The 20,967-nt window shown below is 63.7% G+C and carries 23 protein-coding genes; all 23 read left to right on the top strand.

Translation table 11 applies throughout. The features are described from left to right. Positions 1-5 precede the first annotated feature (5 nt). A complete protein-coding gene (locus BMI85_RS01860) occupies positions 6-1,922 on the top strand; it encodes an acetyl/propionyl/methylcrotonyl-CoA carboxylase subunit alpha (protein WP_078599307.1) in 1,917 nt (638 codons plus the stop codon). Next, positions 1,919-2,587, top strand: a complete 669-nt coding sequence (locus BMI85_RS01855) for a glutathione S-transferase family protein (protein WP_078599306.1) — start codon at positions 1,919-1,921, stop codon at positions 2,585-2,587. Before BMI85_RS01860 ends, BMI85_RS01855 begins: the two co-directional genes overlap by 4 nt. After that, complete coding sequence (locus tag BMI85_RS01850) at positions 2,580-3,443, top strand: hydroxymethylglutaryl-CoA lyase (RefSeq protein ID WP_078599305.1); 864 nt, start codon at positions 2,580-2,582, stop codon at positions 3,441-3,443. Before BMI85_RS01855 ends, BMI85_RS01850 begins: the two co-directional genes overlap by 8 nt. Beyond that, complete coding sequence (locus BMI85_RS01845; RefSeq protein ID WP_078599304.1) at positions 3,436-4,218, top strand: crotonase/enoyl-CoA hydratase family protein; 783 nt, start codon at positions 3,436-3,438, stop codon at positions 4,216-4,218. The genes BMI85_RS01850 and BMI85_RS01845 overlap by 8 nt, the downstream gene beginning before the upstream one ends. A 297-nt stretch (positions 4,219-4,515) precedes the next feature. Continuing rightward, the gene (locus BMI85_RS01840; protein WP_078519432.1) at positions 4,516-4,881 is read left to right on the top strand and encodes an NADH-quinone oxidoreductase subunit A; all 366 of its coding nucleotides are present in this window, start codon (positions 4,516-4,518) and stop codon (positions 4,879-4,881) included. Continuing rightward, positions 4,881-5,405, top strand: coding sequence for an NADH-quinone oxidoreductase subunit B (locus BMI85_RS01835; protein WP_075774728.1), 525 nt, complete (start codon positions 4,881-4,883; stop codon positions 5,403-5,405). The genes BMI85_RS01840 and BMI85_RS01835 overlap by 1 nt, the downstream gene beginning before the upstream one ends. A gap of 12 nt (positions 5,406-5,417) precedes the next feature. Next, complete coding sequence (locus BMI85_RS01830) at positions 5,418-6,029, top strand: NADH-quinone oxidoreductase subunit C (protein WP_078539531.1); 612 nt, start codon at positions 5,418-5,420, stop codon at positions 6,027-6,029. Beyond that, positions 6,026-7,270 (top strand): NADH-quinone oxidoreductase subunit D, encoded by a 1,245-nt coding sequence (locus BMI85_RS01825; protein ID WP_078599303.1) that lies wholly within the window; start codon positions 6,026-6,028, stop codon positions 7,268-7,270. Before BMI85_RS01830 ends, BMI85_RS01825 begins: the two co-directional genes overlap by 4 nt. Beyond that, positions 7,270-8,508: an NADH-quinone oxidoreductase subunit E gene (locus BMI85_RS01820; RefSeq protein ID WP_078599302.1), complete on the top strand. Its 1,239-nt coding sequence runs from the start codon at positions 7,270-7,272 to the stop codon at positions 8,506-8,508. Before BMI85_RS01825 ends, BMI85_RS01820 begins: the two co-directional genes overlap by 1 nt. Positions 8,509-8,558: 50 nt before the next feature. Next, on the top strand, positions 8,559-9,467 hold the full coding sequence (locus tag BMI85_RS01815) for a hypothetical protein (RefSeq protein ID WP_078599301.1): 909 nt from the start codon (positions 8,559-8,561) through the stop codon (positions 9,465-9,467). Positions 9,468-9,477: 10 nt separating this feature from the next. After that, positions 9,478-9,693: a DUF5337 family protein gene (locus tag BMI85_RS01810; RefSeq protein WP_078599300.1), complete on the top strand. Its 216-nt coding sequence runs from the start codon at positions 9,478-9,480 to the stop codon at positions 9,691-9,693. Positions 9,694-9,703: 10 nt separating this feature from the next. Beyond that, positions 9,704-10,999, top strand: a complete 1,296-nt coding sequence (gene nuoF / locus BMI85_RS01805) for an NADH-quinone oxidoreductase subunit NuoF (protein ID WP_078599299.1) — start codon at positions 9,704-9,706, stop codon at positions 10,997-10,999. Next, positions 10,996-11,496 (top strand): DUF3291 domain-containing protein, encoded by a 501-nt coding sequence (locus BMI85_RS01800; RefSeq protein WP_078599298.1) that lies wholly within the window; start codon positions 10,996-10,998, stop codon positions 11,494-11,496. Before nuoF ends, BMI85_RS01800 begins: the two co-directional genes overlap by 4 nt. Then, a complete protein-coding gene (locus BMI85_RS01795) occupies positions 11,496-11,798 on the top strand; it encodes a hypothetical protein (protein WP_210402296.1) in 303 nt (100 codons plus the stop codon). The genes BMI85_RS01800 and BMI85_RS01795 overlap by 1 nt, the downstream gene beginning before the upstream one ends. Positions 11,799-11,851: 53 nt before the next feature. Further along, a complete protein-coding gene (gene nuoG, locus BMI85_RS01790) occupies positions 11,852-13,885 on the top strand; it encodes an NADH-quinone oxidoreductase subunit NuoG (RefSeq protein ID WP_078599296.1) in 2,034 nt (677 codons plus the stop codon). 14 nt (positions 13,886-13,899) lie between these two features. Continuing rightward, positions 13,900-14,310, top strand: coding sequence for a hypothetical protein (locus tag BMI85_RS01785; protein WP_208409817.1), 411 nt, complete (start codon positions 13,900-13,902; stop codon positions 14,308-14,310). 15 nt (positions 14,311-14,325) lie between these two features. Beyond that, on the top strand, positions 14,326-15,363 hold the full coding sequence (gene nuoH, locus BMI85_RS01780; protein WP_078599295.1) for an NADH-quinone oxidoreductase subunit NuoH: 1,038 nt from the start codon (positions 14,326-14,328) through the stop codon (positions 15,361-15,363). A 3-nt stretch (positions 15,364-15,366) separates the two neighbouring features. Further along, complete coding sequence (nuoI, locus tag BMI85_RS01775) at positions 15,367-15,858, top strand: NADH-quinone oxidoreductase subunit NuoI (RefSeq protein ID WP_075774482.1); 492 nt, start codon at positions 15,367-15,369, stop codon at positions 15,856-15,858. Continuing rightward, the gene (locus BMI85_RS01770) at positions 15,855-16,265 is read left to right on the top strand and encodes a carboxymuconolactone decarboxylase family protein (protein ID WP_078519420.1); all 411 of its coding nucleotides are present in this window, start codon (positions 15,855-15,857) and stop codon (positions 16,263-16,265) included. Before nuoI ends, BMI85_RS01770 begins: the two co-directional genes overlap by 4 nt. Further along, positions 16,262-16,870, top strand: coding sequence for an NADH-quinone oxidoreductase subunit J (locus BMI85_RS01765; RefSeq protein ID WP_078519419.1), 609 nt, complete (start codon positions 16,262-16,264; stop codon positions 16,868-16,870). Before BMI85_RS01770 ends, BMI85_RS01765 begins: the two co-directional genes overlap by 4 nt. Before the next feature lie 49 nt (positions 16,871-16,919). Beyond that, positions 16,920-17,225, top strand: a complete 306-nt coding sequence (gene nuoK / locus BMI85_RS01760; RefSeq protein WP_075774485.1) for an NADH-quinone oxidoreductase subunit NuoK — start codon at positions 16,920-16,922, stop codon at positions 17,223-17,225. Positions 17,226-17,231: 6 nt separating this feature from the next. Then, positions 17,232-19,421 (top strand): NADH-quinone oxidoreductase subunit L, encoded by a 2,190-nt coding sequence (gene nuoL / locus BMI85_RS01755; protein ID WP_078546626.1) that lies wholly within the window; start codon positions 17,232-17,234, stop codon positions 19,419-19,421. Further along, positions 19,421-20,959 (top strand): NADH-quinone oxidoreductase subunit M, encoded by a 1,539-nt coding sequence (locus tag BMI85_RS01750; protein ID WP_078519417.1) that lies wholly within the window; start codon positions 19,421-19,423, stop codon positions 20,957-20,959. Before nuoL ends, BMI85_RS01750 begins: the two co-directional genes overlap by 1 nt. Positions 20,960-20,967: the final 8 nt, after the last annotated feature.

Raw genomic sequence — 20,967 nt, 5'->3', positions numbered from 1 at the left:
CCGACATGTTTTCCAAGATCCTGATCGCCAATCGCGGGGAGATCGCCTGCCGCGTGATCGAGACCGCACGCAAACTGGGCGTGGCGACCGTCGCCGTCTATTCCGAGGCCGATAGCGAAGCGCGCCATGTGGCGATGGCCGATGAGGCGGTGGCCATTGGCGGCCCCGCGCCCAAAGACAGCTATCTGCGCGGTGATGCGATCATCGAGGCCGCCAAACAGACCGGCGCGCAGGCGATCCATCCGGGCTACGGGTTCCTCTCGGAGAACCCCGATTTCGTCGATGCCGTCGAGGCGGCGGGGCTGGTCTTCATCGGCCCCTCGGCGAAGGCGATCCGCGCGATGGGGCTCAAGGATGCGGCCAAGGCGCTGATGGAGAAGGCGGGCGTGCCTGTCGTGCCGGGTTATCACGGCGACAATCAGGACCCCGAGCATCTCGCGGGCGCCGCCGACACGATCGGCTATCCGGTGCTGATCAAGGCGGTCGCGGGCGGCGGCGGCAAAGGGATGCGGCTGGTCGAGGCACCGTCCGAATTCGCGGATGCGCTGGCCTCGGCGCAAGGAGAGGCGCAGACCGCCTTCGGCAATCCTGCCGTGCTGATCGAGAAATTCATCGGCTCGCCGCGCCATATCGAAGTGCAGGTCTTCGGCGATGGCGAGGAAGCGGTGCATCTGTTCGAGCGTGACTGTTCGCTCCAGCGTCGCCACCAGAAGGTGATCGAGGAGGCCCCCGCGCCGGGCATGACGCCCGAGATGCGCGAGGCGATGGGGCAGGCGGCGACGCGCGCCGCCGAGGCCATTGGCTATAAGGGCGCGGGCACGGTGGAGTTCATCGTGGACGGATCGGACGGGCTGCGCCCGGATCGGTTCTGGTTCATGGAGATGAACACCCGCCTGCAGGTCGAGCATCCCGTGACCGAGGCGATCACCGGGGTCGATCTGGTCGAATGGCAATTGCGGGTGGCGAGCGGTGAGCCGCTGCCCTGTGCGCAGGACGATCTGACGATCACCGGCCACGCGTTCGAGGCGCGTCTCTACGCAGAAGACGTGTCCGCGGGCTTCCTGCCCGCGACCGGGACGCTCTCGCATCTGCGCTTCGCCGATGGGTGCCGTGCCGATACCGGGGTGCGCACGGGCGACACGATCAGCCCGTGGTACGATCCGATGATCGCCAAGGTCATCACGCATGGGCCGACGCGGGCGACCGCGCTGGGGCAACTTGCGCGCGCCTTGGAAGAGACGGAAGTGGCGGGCACGGTGACGAACCTCGCCTTCCTCGCGCGGCTTGCGCGGCACGAGGGCTTCGCGCAGGGCAAGGTCGATACCGGGTTGATCGGGCGCGAGATCGACGCGCTCGCCGCCCCGACCGAGACGCCGGTTGCCGCAAAAGCGCTGGCCGTGATCGCCGCGGCCGGGCTTTGGGACGGCGATGCGAGCGGCTTCAGCCTTTGGCAATCGCCGCGCCGGGCCGTGTCCTTCGAGGAAGAGGTCGCGATCCGCGTACACGGACTGGGCCATGTCACGGTCGAACTGGGCGAGGAGGCCCATGCGTGCCAGCTGGCCGAGGATGGCTGGCGGGTGGATGGTGCTAAGACCGGGGCGCGGATGGCGCAGTCGGACGGGGCGATCACGATCTTCCTGCATGGCGCGCACCGTTTCGACATTCCCGACCCGCTGGCGCGTGGTGCGGATGCCGACGCCTCCGATCTGACGCTGGCGCCGATGCCGGGGCTGGTGAAGGCGGTCTTCGTCTCTGCCGGCGACACGGTGGCGGCGGGCGACCGGCTTGCCATCATGGAAGCGATGAAGATGGAACACACGATGCGCGCGGCCCGCGACGGTGTGGTGGCCGAGGTTCTGGTGACTGAGGGCGCGCAGGTCGAAGCGGGCGCGGCGCTCATTCGGCTGGAGGACGAGGCATGATCCGACTGCATCACATCCCCGGCGCGCGCTCGATGCGGGTGCTGTGGCTGCTGGAGGAGATGGGACTCGAGTACGAGCTTCAGACATGGTCGCTCACCGATGGCTCGCTGCGCAGCCCGGAGTTTCGCGAACTCTCGCCCGCCGGGCGCATCCCGGCGCTGGAGGTCGACGGGCGGTCGATCTTCGAGAGCGGCGCGATCGTCGAATACCTGACCGAGACCCGGCCCGAGGCAGGGCTGGCCCCGGTCACGGGAGAGCCGACCCGGGCGGATTTCCTCGAATGGGTGCATTTCGCGGAGACGCAGGGCAACATCCTGCAAAGCCTCAATATTCAGCATATCTTCCTGCGTCCGCCCGAGGCGCGCTCGCCCGCGATGATGGCGCTCGAGACGAAGCGGCTCGGCGTGACGATGAAGGCGCTCGAGGCGCATCTGGTCGGGCGCGACTGGCTGATCGGGACGTTCTCGGCAGCCGATTGCATGATGGGGTTCAATATCGACGCGATGTTCCGCTTCGTGCCGCGCGAGGGCTTCCCGAACATCTCCGCCTATCGCGACCGGATCGAGGCGCGGCCTGCCTATCAGCGTGCGGTCGCGAAGGGCGGGGCGAGCATGTATGCGCAGGATTTCTACGAGCTGCCCCCGATGGAGCAAAGCAATGGCTGAGACTGTCGAAATCTTCGAGATGGCCCCGCGTGACGGGCTGCAGAACGAAAAGCGGCAGATCGCGCTTTCCGACAAGATCGCGCTGGTCGATTGCCTGAGCCGGGCCGGGTTCCGCCGGATTGAGGTGGGGTCTTTCGTCAGCCCGAAATGGGTGCCGCAAATGGCCGACTCGGCGGCGGTCTTCGCCGGGATCACGCGCCGCCCCGGTATTTCCTACGCGGCGCTGACGCCGAACATGAAAGGCTACGAGGCGGCGAAAGCGGCCAAGGTCGATGAGGTTTCGATCTTCGCCTCCGCCTCCGAGGGATTTTCGCGCGCGAACCTCAATTGTTCGATCAGTGAAAGCCTGGAGCGGTTTGCGCCAATCATGGAGGCTGCGAAAGTCGATAATATGAAAGTCCGCGGCTACATCTCTGTCGTCACGGATTGCCCCTTTGACGGGGAAACGCCGCCGGAGAACGTGGCCCGGGTCGCGGCGCAGCTGCGCGACATGGGCTGTTACGAGATCAGCCTCGGCGACACGATCGGGCAGGGTACGCCCGAAAGCGTGACGGCGATGCTGCGCGCGGTGTTGGGTGAGGTCCCGGCGGAAAAGCTCGCCGGGCATTTCCACGACACCTCCGGGCGGGCGCTGGAGAATATCGAAGCCTCGCTGGCGATGGGCCTGCGGGTATTCGACGCCTGCGTCGGCGGTTTGGGCGGCTGTCCCTATGCGCCGGGCGCGGCAGGCAATGTCGCGACCGAAGCGGTGCAGGCGCGGCTCGGGGCTCTGGGCTACGAGACCGGGCTGGATACGGCCGTTCTGGCCGAGGCGGCCGCGATGGCGAAGAAGATGAAAGGGCAGGGCGATGTTTGAGACAATCAAGACCGAGACCGATGCGCGTGGCATCGCGCGGCTCACGCTGGCGCGTTCGGAGAAACATAACGCGCTCTCCGAGCAGATGATGGAGGAGATCACTGCGGCGATCGGCCAGCTTGGCACCGATGACGCCGTGCGCGTGGTGATCCTCGCTGCCGAGGGGCGCAGCTTCTGCGCGGGTGGCGATCTGAAATGGATGCAGAGCCAGATCGCGGCGGGCGCGAAAGAGCGCGCGGCGGCGGCGCGCAAGCTGGCGGGAATGCTGCAGGCGCTCAACACCTGCCCGAAACCGGTGATCGGCGCGGTGCAGGGCAACGCTTTCGGCGGCGGCATCGGCATGATGTCGGTCTGCGACGTGGCCATCGGCGTCGAGGGCGCGAAATTCGGGCTGACCGAAACGCGGCTGGGCCTGACGCCCGCGACGATCTCTCCTTATGTCGTCGCGCGCATGGGCGAGGCCCGGGCGCGCCGCGTCTTCATGTCCTCGCGGATCTTCGAGGCCGCCGAGGCGCGTGATCTGGGATTGCTGGCCAAGGTGGTTTTGCCCGAGGTGCTGGAGCGCGCCGTGATGGCCGAGGCCGAGCCCTATCTCGCCTGCGCGCCGGGCGCGGTGGGCGAGGCCAAGGCCTTGGTCCGCGCGCTGGGGCCGCGGATCGACGAGAGCGTGATCGACATGACGATCGAGGCGTTGGTGACTCGCTGGGAATCCGCCGAGTCGGATGAAGGAATCACCGCGTTTTTCGAGAAGCGCGATGCGGCGTGGAAAGCTTAAGGCAGCCTTAAGCGGCACCCTGCGGCGCGCAGGTCGAATATTCCGAAAATTCAAAGCGCCGTTAAGTTTGATCGAAGGCTGCGCTGCTGCAAAAGCGGCGCAGTCCAACGCGGGCAGGCTCTGAGCGGCGCTCGAAGCGCAAAAAATTCGCATACATTCGTATGCAAAAAGCATCTGTGGCCCGCATTTGCATGATTTTCCGGCCTGCTCTCGGTTGACCCCAATGGGGCGCAAGGCTATTGCTCGCCTAGCCAGAACCTGCGCGACAAGTCGTCGCGATGTTAGGGAGCCAAGCCCATGCATGACATGCTGCGCGAATATCTTCCCATCCTCATCTTTCTCGCCATGGCGATCGTGTTGGGCCTTGTGCTCATGCTCGCTGCGGCAGTGGTGGCGGTCCGCAATCCCGACCCTGAGAAGGTGTCGGCCTACGAATGCGGCTTCAACGCCTTCGACGATGCCCGGATGAAGTTCGACGTTCGTTTCTACCTCGTTTCCATCCTCTTCATCATTTTCGATCTCGAAGTGGCCTTCCTCTTCCCTTGGGCGGTGGCCTTCGGTCAGCTTTCCATGGTCGGATTCTGGTCGATGATGGTCTTCCTGACGGTTCTGACCGTAGGATTCGCATATGAGTGGAAGAAAGGGGCGCTGGAATGGGCGTGATGACCTCTGCCAATACCGCCGGTGCGGATCGCGAAGTCGCGACGCAGACGCTGAACAAGGAGCTGCAGGATAAAGGCTTCCTGCTGACCTCCACCGAAGACATCATCAATTGGGCGCGCAACGGCTCGCTGCACTGGATGACCTTCGGCCTCGCCTGCTGCGCCGTCGAGATGATGCAGGTGTCGATGCCGCGCTACGACCTCGAGCGCTTCGGCACTGCGCCGCGCGCAAGCCCGCGACAGTCCGACCTGATGATCGTCGCCGGCACCCTGACCAACAAGATGGCGCCCGCTCTGCGCAAGGTCTACGACCAGATGCCCGAGCCGCGCTACGTGATTTCGATGGGCTCCTGCGCGAATGGCGGTGGCTATTACCACTACAGCTATTCGGTGGTGCGCGGCTGCGACCGCGTCGTGCCGGTCGATATCTACGTTCCGGGCTGCCCGCCCACGGCGGAGGCGCTGCTTTACGGCATCCTTCAGCTGCAACGCAAAATCCGCCGCACCGGCACGCTGGTGCGCTGAGGAGAGCGAGAGATGGACGATACTGCCCTTCGCGAACTGGCCGGCCATATCGAGCTGAAGCGCCCCGATGACGTGGTCTCCACCGAGATCGCCTTCAACGAGCTGACGGTCACGATCACCGCGCAATCCGTTCCCGGTTTCACCGAGTTCCTGCGCGACGATCCGAATTGCCGCTTCACCAACCTCGTGGACATCACGGCCATCGACTGGCCCGAACGCCCGCAGCGCTTCGATGTCGTCTGGCATTACCTGTCGATGTATCGCAACCAGCGCATCCGCATTAAGGCGGCGGTCCGCGAAGAGGACATGGTGCCATCGATCACCAAACTGCACCCCTGTGCCGATTGGTTCGAGCGCGAGATCTTCGACATGTTCGGCATCCTGTTCTCGGGGCATCCGGACCTGCGCCGTCTGCTGACCGATTACGGCTTCCGCGGCCATCCGCTGCGCAAGGATTTCCCGACGACGGGTTATGTCGAAGTGCGTTACGACGAAGTGCTCAAGCGCGTCGTCTATGAGCCGGTGAAGCTGACGCAGGAATACCGGCAGTTCGATTTCCTCTCGCCATGGGAAGGTGCGAAATACATCCTTCCCGGTGACGAGAAGGGTGAGGAGGCGAAATGATGGACGGCGATATCCGCAACAATGTCTATGATGACGGCTCGAAGGACACGCTGACCGACGAGCAGCGCATCCGCAACTTCAACATCAACTTCGGTCCGCAACACCCGGCCGCCCACGGCGTGCTGCGTATGGTGCTGGAGCTGGACGGCGAGGTGGTGGAACGCGCCGACCCGCATATCGGGCTGCTGCACCGTGGCACCGAGAAGCTGATGGAAAGCCGCACCTATCTGCAGAACCTGCCGTACTTCAATCGCCTCGACTATGTCGCGCCGATGAACCAGGAACATGCGTGGTGCCTCGCCATCGAGAAGCTGACCGGCGTGGAAGTGCCGCGTCGTGGCTCGCTGATCCGGGTCCTTTATTGCGAGATCGGGCGCATCCTGAACCACCTGCTGAACGTGACCACGCAGGCGATGGACGTGGGCGCGCTGACGCCGCCGCTCTGGGGTTTTGAGGAGCGCGAGAAGCTGATGGTCTTCTACGAGCGGGCCTGCGGCGCGCGCCTGCACTCGGCCTATTTCCGGCCCGGCGGCGTCCACCAGGACCTGCCGCCGAAGCTGCTCGACGATATCGAGGAATGGGCGCATCACTTCCCGAAAGTGCTCGACGATATCGAAGGGCTGCTGACCGAAAACCGTATCTTCAAGCAGCGTAACGTCGATATCTGCGTCATCTCCGAGGAAGAGATCCAGCAATGGGGCTATTCCGGCGTGATGGTGCGTGGCTCCGGCCTCGCATGGGACCTGCGCCGCGCGCAGCCCTACGAATGCTATGACGAGTTCGACTTCCAGATTCCGATCGGCAAGAACGGCGACTGCTACGACCGCTATCTCTGCCGGATGGCCGAGATGCGCGAGTCGACCAAGATCGTCCTGCAGGCGATCGAGAAGCTGCGGATGCCGGAAAATCAGGGCGACGTGCTTGCCCGCGGCAAGGTGACTCCGCCGAAGCGGTCGGAGATGAAGCGCTCGATGGAAGCGCTGATCCACCACTTCAAGCTCTATACCGAAGGCTTCCACGTCCCCGCGGGCGAGGTTTATGCCGCCGTCGAAGCGCCCAAGGGCGAGTTCGGCGTCTATCTGGTGGCCGACGGCACGAACAAGCCGTATCGCGCGAAGATCCGCGCTCCGGGTTACCTGCATCTGCAATCCATGGATCACGTCGCCAAGGGGCACATGCTCGCCGACGTTTCTGCAATCATCGGCACGATGGACATCGTGTTCGGGGAGGTTGACCGCTAATGCTTCGCCGTCTTTACCCGGAACAACCCGATAGTTTCGAGTTCACGCCCGAGAACCTTGCATGGGCCAAGGCCCAGATGACCAAGTTTCCGGTCGGCCGTCAGGCCTCGGCGATCATCCCGCTGCTGTTCCGCGCGCAGGAACAGGAAGGCTGGCTGAGCCGTCCGGCGATCGAAACCGTCGCCGAAATGCTCGACATGCCCTATATGCGGGCGCTCGAGGTCGCGACCTTCTACTTCATGTTCCAGCTGGCCCCGGTCGGCTCGGTCGCCCACTTGCAGATCTGCGGCACCACCTCGTGCATGATCTGCGGCGCGGAAGACCTGATGAAGGTCTGCAAGGAAAAGATCGCCGCCGAGCCGTTTCAGCTCTCGGACGATGGCAAGTTCTCGTGGGAAGAGGTCGAATGCCTCGGCGCCTGCGCGAACGCACCGATGATGCAGGTCGGCAAGGATTACTACGAAGACCTGACTGAGGAGAGCCTCGCGAAGCTGATCGACGAGATGGGCAAGGGCGATGTACCGAAGCCCGGCTCGCAGACCGGTCGCTTCTCGTCCGAGCCCGCCTCGGGCCTGACCGCGCTCACCGAGTCCAAGGGCGACAAGGAAGAGTACAACGCCTCCGTTGGCTGGGCGCTGGCGATCGGCGACACGATCAAGCGTATCGACGGCACGGAAGTGCCGCTCGCAGCACCGTGGCAAAGCTCGGGCCAGCGCGGTCCGATCGGCACGATGGGGCAGGAGCGTCCGCGCTCTGCCGCGCAACAGGACGAGGCGCGCAAGGCCGCCAAGAAAACCGAGGCCAAGCCCGCCAAGGACACGCCCGCCGACAAGACCGGTGTGACGAAATCCGAAGCTCAGGCCACCTCGAAGGCCCGCCCGGAGTCCAAGCGTGAGCCCGAAGGCACCAAGGCCGACGCGAAACCCGAGACCGCGCAGGCAGAGGCGGGCGAGAAGCCCAAGCTGCTCGACGCACCGCGCGACGGCGGGGCGGATGACCTGAAGATGATCAAGGGCGTCGGACCGAAGCTCGAGACGCTCCTGCATTCGATGGGCATTTATCACTTCGACCAGATCGCTGGCTGGACCGATGCGGAACTCGCATGGGTCGACAGCAATCTCGAAGGGTTCAAAGGTCGCGCGACGCGTGACGACTGGAAAGGTCAGGCAGAGAAACTGGCCAGCGGGGCGGAGACCGAATTCTCGTCGCGCGCAAAGAAAGATGGCATTTACGAGTAATCGCAACAGGGTAGAGACCGCCGTTCGGCGGAGTGAATGGAGAGACGGGAATGGGTGATCAGACACAAGGGTGCCGCGGCAAGGCGGGTATCTGGGCAGGTATTACGGGGCTTGTGGTCACCGTATTCCTGATGGTCGTGGCGCATGAGCCTTTCCTCGTGGCTCTGTTCCTCGGTCTGATGACCTTCCTGCTGTTCGGCGCCTTCCTGATCTGGGCGTTCTGCTCCGAACATGGCGCGCCGGGCGCGGCGGACGGCGCCGGCGCATCCTCCGAAGATTCCGCAATTCCCGATAGCCCGGTCGAAACCTTCAACGCCTCCTCTCCCGAAGGGGTCGCGGCGCAAGCGCAGGCGGCAGCGGCGGCACCGACGCCCGCAGCCGAACGCGAAGTGGCGCGTGCCGACACGATGACGCCCAAGGACGAAGAGGCTACGCCCGAGGCTGACAAGCCCGAGCCCGGCCCGACCACCAAGCCTGCGACGGAAGAGGCTGAGGCCGAGGAGCCCAAGGCTGAACCGAAGGCGGAAGAGCCTAAAGCCGAAGAACCGAAAGCGGCGCCCAAGGCCAAGTCCGAGAGCGACGACACAAACCCGCTCTCTGCCATGTCGGCGCAGGTCGCGGACAAGCCCGCCGCGAAAAGCGCGGCAGGCCAACCCGAGGCCGCCGAGGGCGACGGCAAGAAGCCGCGCGGCCTCAAGCAGCCACGCAAGGCGGGGGCCGACGATCTCAAGAAGATCGAAGGCGTCGGCCCGAAGCTCGAAGAAGTGCTGAACGGCTGGGGTATCTACCATTACGACCAGATCGCGAAATGGGGCCCCGAAGAGATTGCCTATGCGGACCAGAACGTGCCGCGTTTCAAGGGCCGCTGCACCCGCGACAAGTGGGTCAGCCAGGCGAAAATCATCGTCGAGGACGGCATGGATGCCTTCCTCGAACGGGCGAAGACGAACGATTACTGAGCGGGGGTGAATGAGCCAGATCGACGAGCACGACAGGGCGTTGGGGCGTAAAGTCGCCCTTATCATTGCCGTCGCCACGATCCTCTGGCTCCTCCTGCAATGGATCGGACAACAACAGGGCTGGTCGGCGCAGATCGCGCTGATCGGCGATCTCGCGGCGATAGCCGCCTATATCTACGCGCTGGCACTCGTCTGGCGCATCTGGCGCCGGAAATCCGGCAAGTGAGGGAAGCGATATGCTGAAGGATCAAGACCGGATCTTCACCAATCTCTACGGGATGCATGACCGCTCTCTGCAGGGCGCGAAGATGCGCGGGCATTGGGACGGCACTGGCGAGATCCTGTCGAAAGGCAAGGATTGGATCATCGAGCAAGTGAAGGCCTCCGGCCTGCGCGGGCGCGGTGGGGCAGGCTTCCCGACGGGTCTCAAGTGGTCCTTCATGCCGAAGGAAAGCGACGGGCGTCCGGCCTTCCTCGCGATCAATGCCGACGAATCCGAGCCCGCGACCTGCAAGGACCGCGAAATCATGCGCCACGATCCGCATACGCTGATCGAAGGCGCGCTGATCGCCGGTTTCGCGATGGGGGCCGCGGCCGCATACATCTACATCCGCGGCGAATATGTCCGCGAGAAAGAGGCGCTGCAGCGCGCGATCGACGAGGCCTATGAAGACGGGCTGATCGGCAAGAACGCCTGCGGCTCCGGCTACGATTACGACGTCTACCTGTCGCACGGCGCGGGGGCCTATATCTGCGGCGAGGAAACGGCGCTTCTGGAGAGCCTCGAAGGCAAGAAGGGCATGCCCCGGATGAAGCCGCCGTTCCCGGCAGGTGCGGGCCTCTATGGCTGCCCGACCACGGTGAACAACGTGGAATCCATCGCAGTTGTCCCGACCATCCTGCGTCGCGGCGCGGAGTGGTATGCGGGCTTCGGTCGTCCGAACAATACCGGCGTGAAGCTGTTTGCGATGTCGGGCCACGTCAACACGCCCTGCGTCATCGAAGAAACCATGTCGATCTCGATGAAGGAACTGATCGAGAAGCATGGCGGCGGCGTGCGTGGCGGCTGGAAGAACCTCAAGGCGGTGATCCCGGGCGGCGCGTCCTGCCCGATCCTGCCCGCCGATCAATGCGAAGACGCGATCATGGATTACGACGGCATGCGCGAGCTGAAATCCAGCTTCGGCACCGCCTGCATGATCGTCATGGATCAGAACACCGACGTGATCAAAGCCGTCTGGCGCCTCTCGAAGTTCTTCAAGCACGAGAGCTGCGGCCAGTGTACGCCCTGCCGCGAAGGCACGGGCTGGATGATGCGCGTGATGGACCGTCTGGTGCGCGGCGAGGCCGAGATCGAAGAGATCGACATGCTGTTCGACGTGACCAAACAGGTCGAGGGCCACACGATCTGCGCGCTCGGTGACGCAGCCGCCTGGCCGATCCAGGGTCTGATCCGGCACTTCCGCGAAGAGATCGAAGACCGCATCAAGGCCCGCAAGACGGGCCGCACGGGCGCGATGGCTGCCGAATGAAGCAACCTGCCGGATATCACCTGGCCGAGCTGAATATCGGCCGACTGGTTGCCGAACCGGGCGACCCGCGTGTGGAGGCTTTCATGAAAGCCCTCGACGCGGTGAACGGCATTGGCAAGCGGTCGGACGGGTTCGTCTGGATGATGGAAGGCTCGGGCGAGCCCGGCACCGGCAATACCGAGGCCAAGATCGGCGGCGACCCGTGCTTCGTGTCGAACCTGACGGTCTGGGAAGACGTGGAAAGCCTCGAGAAATTCGTCTGGAACACCGTGCATCGCGCTTTCTACGAGCGTCGCGCGGAGTGGTTCGAACTTCTCGGTCAACAGCATTTCGTCATGTGGTGGGTGCCCGCGGGGCACCAACCGACGCTCGACGAGGCGCTGGAACGGCTCGAAGACCTGCGCGCGAATGGCGCGTCCGAGCGTGCTTTCGGCTGGAAAGACCTGCCGCAAGCCACGCTGTGGAAGACCCGCGCCTGCATGGCGGAGGCGGCATGATGCGGGCGGTGATCATATCGGGCTGCGCGCTGGCGCTCGGTGGCTGCATGGGCACTCCGGGCGGCAACGAGGCCTCGAAAGGCCCGCGCCGTTTGGCGGCGGTCGAGGGCTATACGGCGGCCTATGACGCAAACGGCGCGCTTGTCGTGATGCGGCAGGCTGCGCCCTTTGGAAATGACGAGGGCGCCGAGGCCAAGCGGGCCGCGAACGCCATCTGCGGCGGGGCCGTGGCCTCGTCGATTAACGATACATACCGGGACGGCGCTTGGGTCTTCCCGATGGGCTGCGGACACGCGGCCTGACCTAAAACCCGCGCGGGGGCAACCTCGCGCCCGAAGAGACGAGACGGATAGCCATGGCTGACCTGAGAAAGATCATCATCGACGGGAACGAGGTCGAGGTCGATCCGAACCTCACGCTGATCCAGGCGTGCGAGCAGGCGGGGATCGAGATCCCGCGCTTCTGTTACCACGAGCGTCTGTCGATCGCGGGCAACTGCCGGATGTGTCTGGTGGAAGTCGTGGGCGGCCCGCCGAAGCCTGCTGCCTCCTGTGCGATGCAGGTGCGCGACATGCGCCCGGGGCCGGAAGGCGCGCCGCCGGTGATCAAGACGAACTCGCCGATGGTCAAGAAGGCCCGCGAGGGGGTGATGGAGTTCCTGCTCATCAACCACCCGCTCGACTGCCCGATCTGCGACCAGGGCGGCGAATGCGATTTGCAAGACCAGGCAATGGCTTACGGGGTGGACTTCAGCCGCTACCGCGAGCCCAAGCGCGCCGCGACCGAGCTGAACCTCGGCCCGCTAGTCGAGACCCATATGACGCGCTGCATCTCCTGCACCCGCTGCGTACGCTTCACCACCGAAGTCGCGGGCATTACCCAGATGGGCCAGACCGGTCGGGGCGAGGATGCGGAGATCGCGAACTACCTGAACATGACGCTCGACTCCAACATGCAGGGCAACATCATCGACCTGTGCCCCGTGGGCGCGCTGGTCTCCAAGCCCTACGCGTTCACCGCGCGTCCGTGGGAGCTGACGAAGACCGAGACCGTCGACGTGATGGACGCCGTGGGCTCGAACATCCGCGTCGACACCAAGGGGCGCGAAGTGATGCGCATCCTGCCGCGCAACAATGACGACGTGAACGAGGAGTGGATCTCCGACAAGACCCGCTTCGTCTGGGACGGCCTGCGCCGCCAGCGTCTCGACAAGCCTTACGTCCGCGTCGACGGCAAGCTGAAGCCCGCAAGCTGGGGCGAGGCGCTGCGCGCCGCCGCCGAGGCGATGAAGGGCAAGAAAGTCGCCGGTCTCGTGGGCGATCTGGTCTCGACCGAGGCAGCTTTCTCGCTCAAGCAACTGATCGAAGGTCTGGGCGGCACCGTCGAATGCCGCACCGATGGCGCGCGTCTGCCGATCGGTAACCGCTACGGCTATGTCGGCAACGCGACGATCGCCGATCTGGATAACGCCGAGATGGTGCAGATCATCGGCGCGAACCCGGCGGTGGAAGCGCCTGTTTTGAACGCGCGTATCCGCAAGGCCTGGGCCAAGGGCGCGACTGTCGGTCTCGTCGGCGAAGCCTGCGATCTGACCTATGACTACGTCCATGTCGGCACCGACCGCGCGGCGCTTGCCGAGCTGTCGGGCAAGACGATCTCGGACGAGACCAAGGCGAAGAACACCGTCGTCATCATCGGGCAGGGCGCTCTGAACGAAGCCGATGGCGAGGCGGTTTTGGCCCATGCGATGAAGCTGGCCGAGAACTCCAACGCCAAGTTCATGGTGCTGCACACCGCTGCGGCCCGTGTCGGCGCGATGGATGTGGGCGCTGTGACCGAGGGCGGTCTGCTCGCGGCCATCGACGGCGCCGAAGTGATCTACAACATGGGCGCCGACGAGGTGGAGATCACCCCACGCGCCGAGGGTGGCCCCTTCGTGATCTATCAGGGCAGCCACGGCGACCGCGGGGCCAACCGCGCCGACGTGATCCTGCCGGGCGCGGCCTATACGGAAGAAAACGGGCTCTTCGTGAACACCGAAGGGCGTCCGCAGCTTGCCTTCCGCGCGGCCTTCCCGCCGGGCGAGGCGAAAGAGAACTGGGCGATCCTGCGCGCGCTCTCGGCCGAGCTGGACGCCAAGCAGCCTTGGGACACGCTGGCCGGTCTGCGCCGCGCGATGGTGGCAGAGGTGCCGCATCTCGCGCAGGTCGATGAGGTTGTGGAGAACGAAGTGCAGGCGATCGAGCCGCGCGACATGGGCAAGGCGACCTTCCGTCTGCCGATCCACGAATTCTACCTGACCAACCCGATCGCACGGGCCTCCGTCGTGATGGGCGAATGCGCCAGCCTCGCGAAAGCGCGGGCCGAAGCGCCGGTCGCCGCCGAGTGAGGTTGAGACGGATGATGCAGACCCTGCCCAATATCGCACCGCTCGCCCCCGGCCTTCTGGCCGGTCTGGCGGCGTGCACGCCGACTGGCGGGGCGCAGGGGGATAGCGCGGTCAAACCGGACTATCGGGGCACCGAGACACGGCTCCTCGACAGCGATCTGGTGGAGATCCGCGCGCGTGTCTCGGGCGAGGGCGCCAGCGAGAAAGCGGCGACCGATTATGCCCAATGCGCAGCCGCGCAATATGCGCTGGTGCGTGGCTATGGATTTGCGCGCCACGTGCGCACGAATGTGACTGAAGAGGGTGGCATCTGGCGGGCAGATGCGGTCTACACCATCTCGCCCGCCTTGCCGCAGGGACTCAAGACGATCGACGCGGAAGTAACCGTCGCCGATTGCAAGGATCGCGGCATTCCGACCGTATGAAGAGAGTGGGACATCATGGCTGAATTCTTCGCGACACCTTTCGGGATCTTCCTGCTGATCGTGCTGCAGAGCTTGGCGGTTATCGCCTTCGTGATGCTTTCGATGATCTGGCTGGTCTATGGCGACCGCAAGATCTGGGCTGCCGTGCAGATGCGTCGCGGGCCGAACGTCGTCGGGCCCTGGGGCCTGATGCAGACCTTCGCGGATGCGCTGAAATATGTGGTCAAGGAAATCGTCGTGCCGGCGGGTGCCGACAAGTTCGTCTATTTCCTCGCCCCGATCCTGAGCTTCGTGCTGGCGATGCTGACCTTCGCGGTGATCCCCTTCGCCGACGGTTGGGTGCTGGCCGATATCAACGTGGCCCTTCTGTTCGTCTTCGCGGCCTCCTCGCTCGAGGTGTACGGCGTGATCATGGGCGGCTGGGCTTCGAACTCGAAATACCCGTTCCTCGGCTCGCTCCGCTCGGCCGCGCAGATGATCTCTTACGAGGTCTCGATCGGCCTGATCATCATCGGGGTGATCATCTCGACCGGCTCGATGAACCTGTCGACCATCGTGCGCGCGCAGGATACCGGCTGGGGCCTTCTGGGCTGGTACTGGCTGCCGCACCTGCCGATGGTGGCGCTGTTCTTCATCTCGGCGCTGGCCGAGACCAACCGCCCGCCCTTCGACCTTCCGGAAGCGGAATCCGAACTCGTCGCGGGCTTCATGGTGGAATACAGCTCGACCCCGTATCTGCTGTTCATGGCCGGCGAATATATCGCGATCTGGCTGATGTGCGCGCTGATGTCGATCCTGTTCTTCGGCGGCTGGCTGTCCCCGATCCCGGGCCTGCCCGACGGGGTGCTGTGGATGTTCGCCAAGATGGTGTTCTTCTTCTTCATGTTCGCGATGGTGAAGGCGATCGTGCCGCGCTACCGCTACGACCAGCTCATGCGGATTGGCTGGAAAGTCTTCCTGCCGCTGTCGCTGGCGTGGGTGGTGATCATCTCCTTCCTCGCGAAATTCGAAATCTTCGGGCACTTCTGGGCCCGCTGGGCGATGGGGAGCTGATAGATGGCTTTCGACTATAACCGCGCTGCCAAGTATTTCCTGCTGGTGGACTTCATCAAAGGCTTCGGTCTGGGGATGCGCTATTTCTTCGCGCCGAAACCCACGCTGAACTACCCGCACGAGAAGGGCCCGCTGTCGCCGCGCTTCCGTGGCGAGCACGCCCTGCGCCGCTACCCCAACGGGGAAGAGCGCTGCATCGCGTGCAAATTGTGCGAGGCGATCTGCCCGGCGCAGGCGATCACGATCGACGCGGAACCCCGCGCCGACGGATCGCGCCGAACGACGCGCTACGACATCGACATGACGAAATGCATCTATTGCGGCTTCTGTCAGGAAGCCTGCCCGGTGGATGCGATCGTCGAAGGTCCGAATTTCGAATTCTCGACCGAGACCCGCGAGGAGCTGTTCTACGACAAGCAGAAGCTCCTTGAGAACGGGGCCCGCTGGGAAGCCGAGATTGCCCGCAACCTCGAACTGGATGCGCCTTACAGATGACCGACGATTTTTCGAAACTCTTTAGCAACATGATGGAGCAGTCGGCCGAGATGGCGCGGCTGTTCAATCCGGCGCTGGAAAGTTTCAATCCGGCTGCGATGGAGAAACTCTTCCCCACCATGTCGAAGGACATGATGGAGATGTGGTTCGGCAAGACCTTCAACCGCGAAGGGCTCGACAGCCGGACGCGGCTTCTGGTGACGATCGCCGCGCTCACGGTGCTGGGCGCGCAGGCGGACTCGCAGCTGCGCCTGACGATCCGCCACGCGCTCGAGGCCGGGGCCACGCAACGCGAGATCGCCGAGGTGATCTTTCAGATGAGCATGTTCGGCGGGGTGCCCGCCATGACCCGCGCGCTCGAGATCGCGCAATCGGTCTTCGACGAGAATTCGGGAGAGAACGAATGACGGTGTTTGCTTTCGCCTTCTACCTTTTCGCCATTACGGCGGTGGTCGCGGGCTTCATGGTGGTGATTTCCAAGAACCCGGTCCATTCGGTGCTCTGGCTGATCCTCACCTTCCTCTCGGCAGCGGGGCTTTTTGTGCTGCTGGGCTCGGAATTCGTCGCGATGCTGTTGATCATCGTCTATGTCGGCGCGGTCGCGGTGCTCTTCCTCTTCGTGGTGATGATGCTCGATGTCGACTTCGCCGCGCTCAAGGGCGAGCTGGCGCGCTACATGCCGCTGGGCCTCCTGATCGGGGTCGTGATGCTCGTGCAGCTGGGCATCGCCTTTGGGGCGTGGCAGACCTCCGGCATGGCGGAAAGCCTGCGTGCTGATCCGGTACCCGAGGGCATGACCAACGCGCAGGCGATCGGCCTGCTCGTTTATGACAAATACCTCTACCTCTTCCAGACGGCGGGCCTGATCCTGCTGGTCGCGATGATCGGGGCGATCCTTCTGACGCTGCGCCATCGCACCAACGTCAAGCGCCAGAACGTCATCGCGCAGATGCATCGCGATCCGTCCAAGACGATGGAAATGGTGGACGTCAAACCGGGGCAGGGGCTGTGAGCGAACAAAAGCAAGCGAAAAACGCGAGTTCGGAAACGAGGGTGAACGCATGATCGGATTGGAACATTACCTTGGCGTGGCTGCCGCGCTGTTCGTGATCGGCATTTTCGGGATCTTCGTGAACCGCAAGAACGTGATCGTCATCATGATGTCGATCGAACTCATGCTGTTGGCGGTGAATATCAACCTGGTGGCCTTCGCGGCCTATCTGGATGACCTCGTCGGACAGATCTTCACCCTCTTCGTGCTGACCGTTGCGGCAGCCGAGGCCGCGATCGGCCTTGCGATCCTTGTGGTCTTCTTCCGCAACCGCGGCTCGATCGAGGTCGAAGACGTCAACGTGATGAAGGGATAAGGGACGATGGAAACGATCATTCTCTTTGCGCCGCTGGTCGGTGCGATCCTTGGTGGCTTCGGCTGGCGGGTGATCGGCGAAAAGGGCGCGATGGTCCTGACCACGGGCCTTCTGTTCCTCGCCGCTCTGCTCAGCTGGATCGTCTTTCTCACGCTGGGCGATCAGACGCAGCACATTCACGTCCTGAACTGGATCACCTCGGGGGAGCTGGACGTCTCGTGGGCGATCCGGATGGACCGACTGACCGCGATCATGCTGATCGTGGTGACGACGGTCTCCTCGCTCGTGCATCTCTACTCGTGGGGCTACATGGCCCATGACGAGAATTTCGACGAAGGGAAGGGCGAGAACTACAAGGCGCGCTTCTTCGCCTACCTGTCCTTCTTCACCTTCACCATGTTGATGCTGGTGACCTCGGACAACCTGCTGCAGATGTTCTTCGGCTGGGAAGGCGTCGGTGTCGCCTCCTACCTGCTGATCGGCTTCTACTACAAGAAACCCTCGGCCAACGCGGCCGCGATGAAGGCCTTCATCGTCAACCGTGTCGGCGATTTCGGCTTCCTGCTGGGGATGTTCGGCCTGTTCTACATGACCGGCTCGCTGCAGCTGGACGACGTCTTCTCGGCGGCCCCGGCCTTGTCCGAGACCAATCTCGACTTCCTCTGGGGGTCCTGGAACGCGGTCGAGCTCTGTGCCTTCCTGCTCTTCGTGGGGGCGATGGGTAAATCGGCACAGCTCTTCCTGCACACATGGTTGCCGGACGCGATGGAAGGCCCGACGCCTGTGTCGGCACTGATCCACGCCGCGACCATGGTGACCGCAGGCGTGTTCCTCGTCTGCCGCATGTCGCCGGTCTATGAATACGCTCCGCATGCGCAGACCTTCATCGTCGTGATCGGCGCCTCGACCGCCTTCTTCGCCGCGACCGTGGGTCTGGTGCAGAACGACATCAAGCGCGTCATCGCCTATTCGACCTGTTCGCAGCTGGGCTACATGTTCGCCGCGGCCGGTGTAGGCGTCTATTCGGTGGCGATGTTCCATCTGCTGACCCACGCGTTCTTCAAGGCGCTGCTGTTCCTTTCGGCGGGCTCGGTCATCACCGCGATGCACCACGAGCAGGACATGCGGAACTATGGCGGCCTTCGCAAAAAGGTGCCGCTGACCTTCTGGGCGATGATCTTCGGCACGCTGGCGATCACCGGGGTCGGTATTCCCTTCACGCCGATCGGCTTCGCGGGCTTCCTGTCGAAAGACGCGATCATCGAGAGCGTCTGGGGCGGTTCCGGCGCGGGCTATGCCTTCTGGCTTCTGGTTATCGCGGCGGCCTTCACGTCCTTCTATTCGTGGCGGCTGATCTTCATGACCTTCTTCGGCAAACCGCGCGGCGATCATCATGCGCATGATCACGCGAAGGAAAGCCCCTGGGTCATGACGGTGCCGCTGGTGGTTCTGTCCTTCGGCGCGATCTTCGCCGGGATGATCTGGTACAACGTCTTCTTCGGCGATCACGCGAAGCTGGTGAAATTCTTCGGGCTTCCCGCCCATGCCGAGCAGACGGCGGATGCGGGTCACGCGACGAATGGCGAGGCTGCGCAGACCGGCGAGGGCACCCATGGCGCAACGCCGCCGGTGCCGGATGCGACCATGTCCGAAGATCAGGCCGAGGCCGAGCTGATGGACGAGGCCAAGACCTCGCCGGATGTCGGCGTCTCGACGGCGGTGATCAAGTATCCGGGCGTCGCACCTCAGGGCGCGATCTACATGGGGCAGGAAAACGAGGTCATCGACAAGGCGCACCACGCGCCGGCCTGGGTCAAGGTTTCGCCCTTCGTGGCGATGCTTGCAGGGCTTCTCGTGGCATGGCTGTTCTACATCAAGGACACCAGCCTGCCGAAGCGGTTCGCCGAGGCGCAGCCGGGCCTTTACCGCTTCCTGCTCAACAAGTGGTATTTCGACGAGCTGTACGAGCGCATCTTCGTGCGCCCGGCGCTCTGGTTCGGCTATCAATTCTGGAAGAAAGGGGACGAGGGCTCGATTGACCGAGTTATCGACGGCATGGCCGTCGGCATCGTCCCGACATTCACGAGGTTCCTTAACAGGATGCAATCGGGCTATCTGTTCCACTACGCCTTCGCCATGGTGATCGGGATTGTCGGTCTCATGCTCTGGGTCGTCCTCAACGGGGGGGCGAACTGATGCAACACCTGCTTTCCATCGTCATCTTCACGCCCGCCGTGGCGGCGCTGATCCTCGCGCTGGTTCTGCGCGGCGGCTCGCCCGAGGCGGACCGGAACGCGAAATGGGTGGCGCTGACCGCGACGTCGGTCACCTTCCTGATCTCGCTGTTCCTGCTGGCCGGGTTCGACCCGTCCAACACCGGCTTCCAATTCATGGAGAAATACAGCTGGATCATGGGGTTCCAGTACCGCGTGGGTGTCGACGGCCTGTCGATCCTCTTCGTGATGCTGACCACCTTCATGATGCCGCTGGTGATCGTCGGTAGCTGGAATGTCACCGACCGCGTGAAGGAATACATGATCGCCTTCCTCGTCCTCGAGACGCTGATGGTGGGCACCTTCGTCACGCTCGATCTGGTGCTGTTCTACCTGTTCTTCGAAGCGGGCCTGATCCCGATGTTCCTGATCATCGGTATCTGGGGGGGCAAGCAGCGCGTCTACGCCGCGTTCAAGTTCTTCCTCTACACCTTCTTCGGCTCGGTCTTCATGCTGGTGTCGATCATCTACATCTACTTCCACACCGGAACGACGGACATGCCGGGGCTGCTCGTCTACGAGTTCCCATACACACCGGTGCACATACTCGGGATAACGATCCCCGGCGGGGTGCAAACGCTGCTCTGGCTCGGCTTCTTCATCTCGTTCGCGATCAAGATGCCGCTTTGGCCGGTGCACACTTGGTTGCCTGCCGCGCACGTGCAGGCGCCGACGGCCGGTTCGGTCGTGCTCGCCGCGGTGCTGCTGAAGCTCGCCGATTACGGTTTCCTGCGCTTCTCGCTGCCGATGTTCCCGGTGGGCAACCTCGTGGTCGGCCCCTGGGCGATGTGGCTCGCGGTGATCGCGATCATCTGGACGTCGCTGGTCGCGCTGGTGCAGACAGATATCAAGCGCGTCATCGCCTATAGCTCGGTCGCGCACATGGCCGTCGTGCTGCTCGGGATTTTCTCGGGCACGCAGCAGGGCATCGAAGGCGGCATCTTCATGGTGGTCGCGCACGGTTTCACCTCGGCGGCGCTGTTCCTCGCGGTGGGTGTGGTCTACGACCGGATGCATACGCGCGAGATCTCGGCCTATGGCGGCCTTGTGAAGCGCATGCCCGCCTATGCGACGATCTTCATGTTCTTCACGATGGCCAATGTCGGCCTTCCCGGCACCGCCAATTTCGTCGGCGAGTTCCTGATCCTCGTGGGCGTTTTCCAGGTGAATACGTGGGTTGCGCTCTTCGCCACGACGAGCGTGATCCTGTCGGCGGCCTATGCGCTCTGGCTCTATCGCCGGGTCGTCTTCGGCGATCTGATCAAGGAGAGCCTGCGTTCGATCACCGACCTGAGCACGCGCGAGAAATGGATTTTCGCGCCGCTGGTCGCGATGACACTGTTGCTCGGTGTCTATCCCGATCTGGTGACCAACATCATAGGGCCGTCGGTGACGCAACTCGTCCAGAACTATCACGATGCCTTGCCGGACAACCTTCTGTCCGACCTGGTCGAACACTGAGGAGCTGA

The sequence above is a fragment of the Thioclava sp. DLFJ4-1 genome (assembly GCF_002020145.1).
GTDB classification, from domain to species: Bacteria; Pseudomonadota; Alphaproteobacteria; order Rhodobacterales; family Rhodobacteraceae; genus Thioclava; species Thioclava sediminum.
This window is presented reverse-complemented; position numbering and strand designations above follow the sequence as displayed.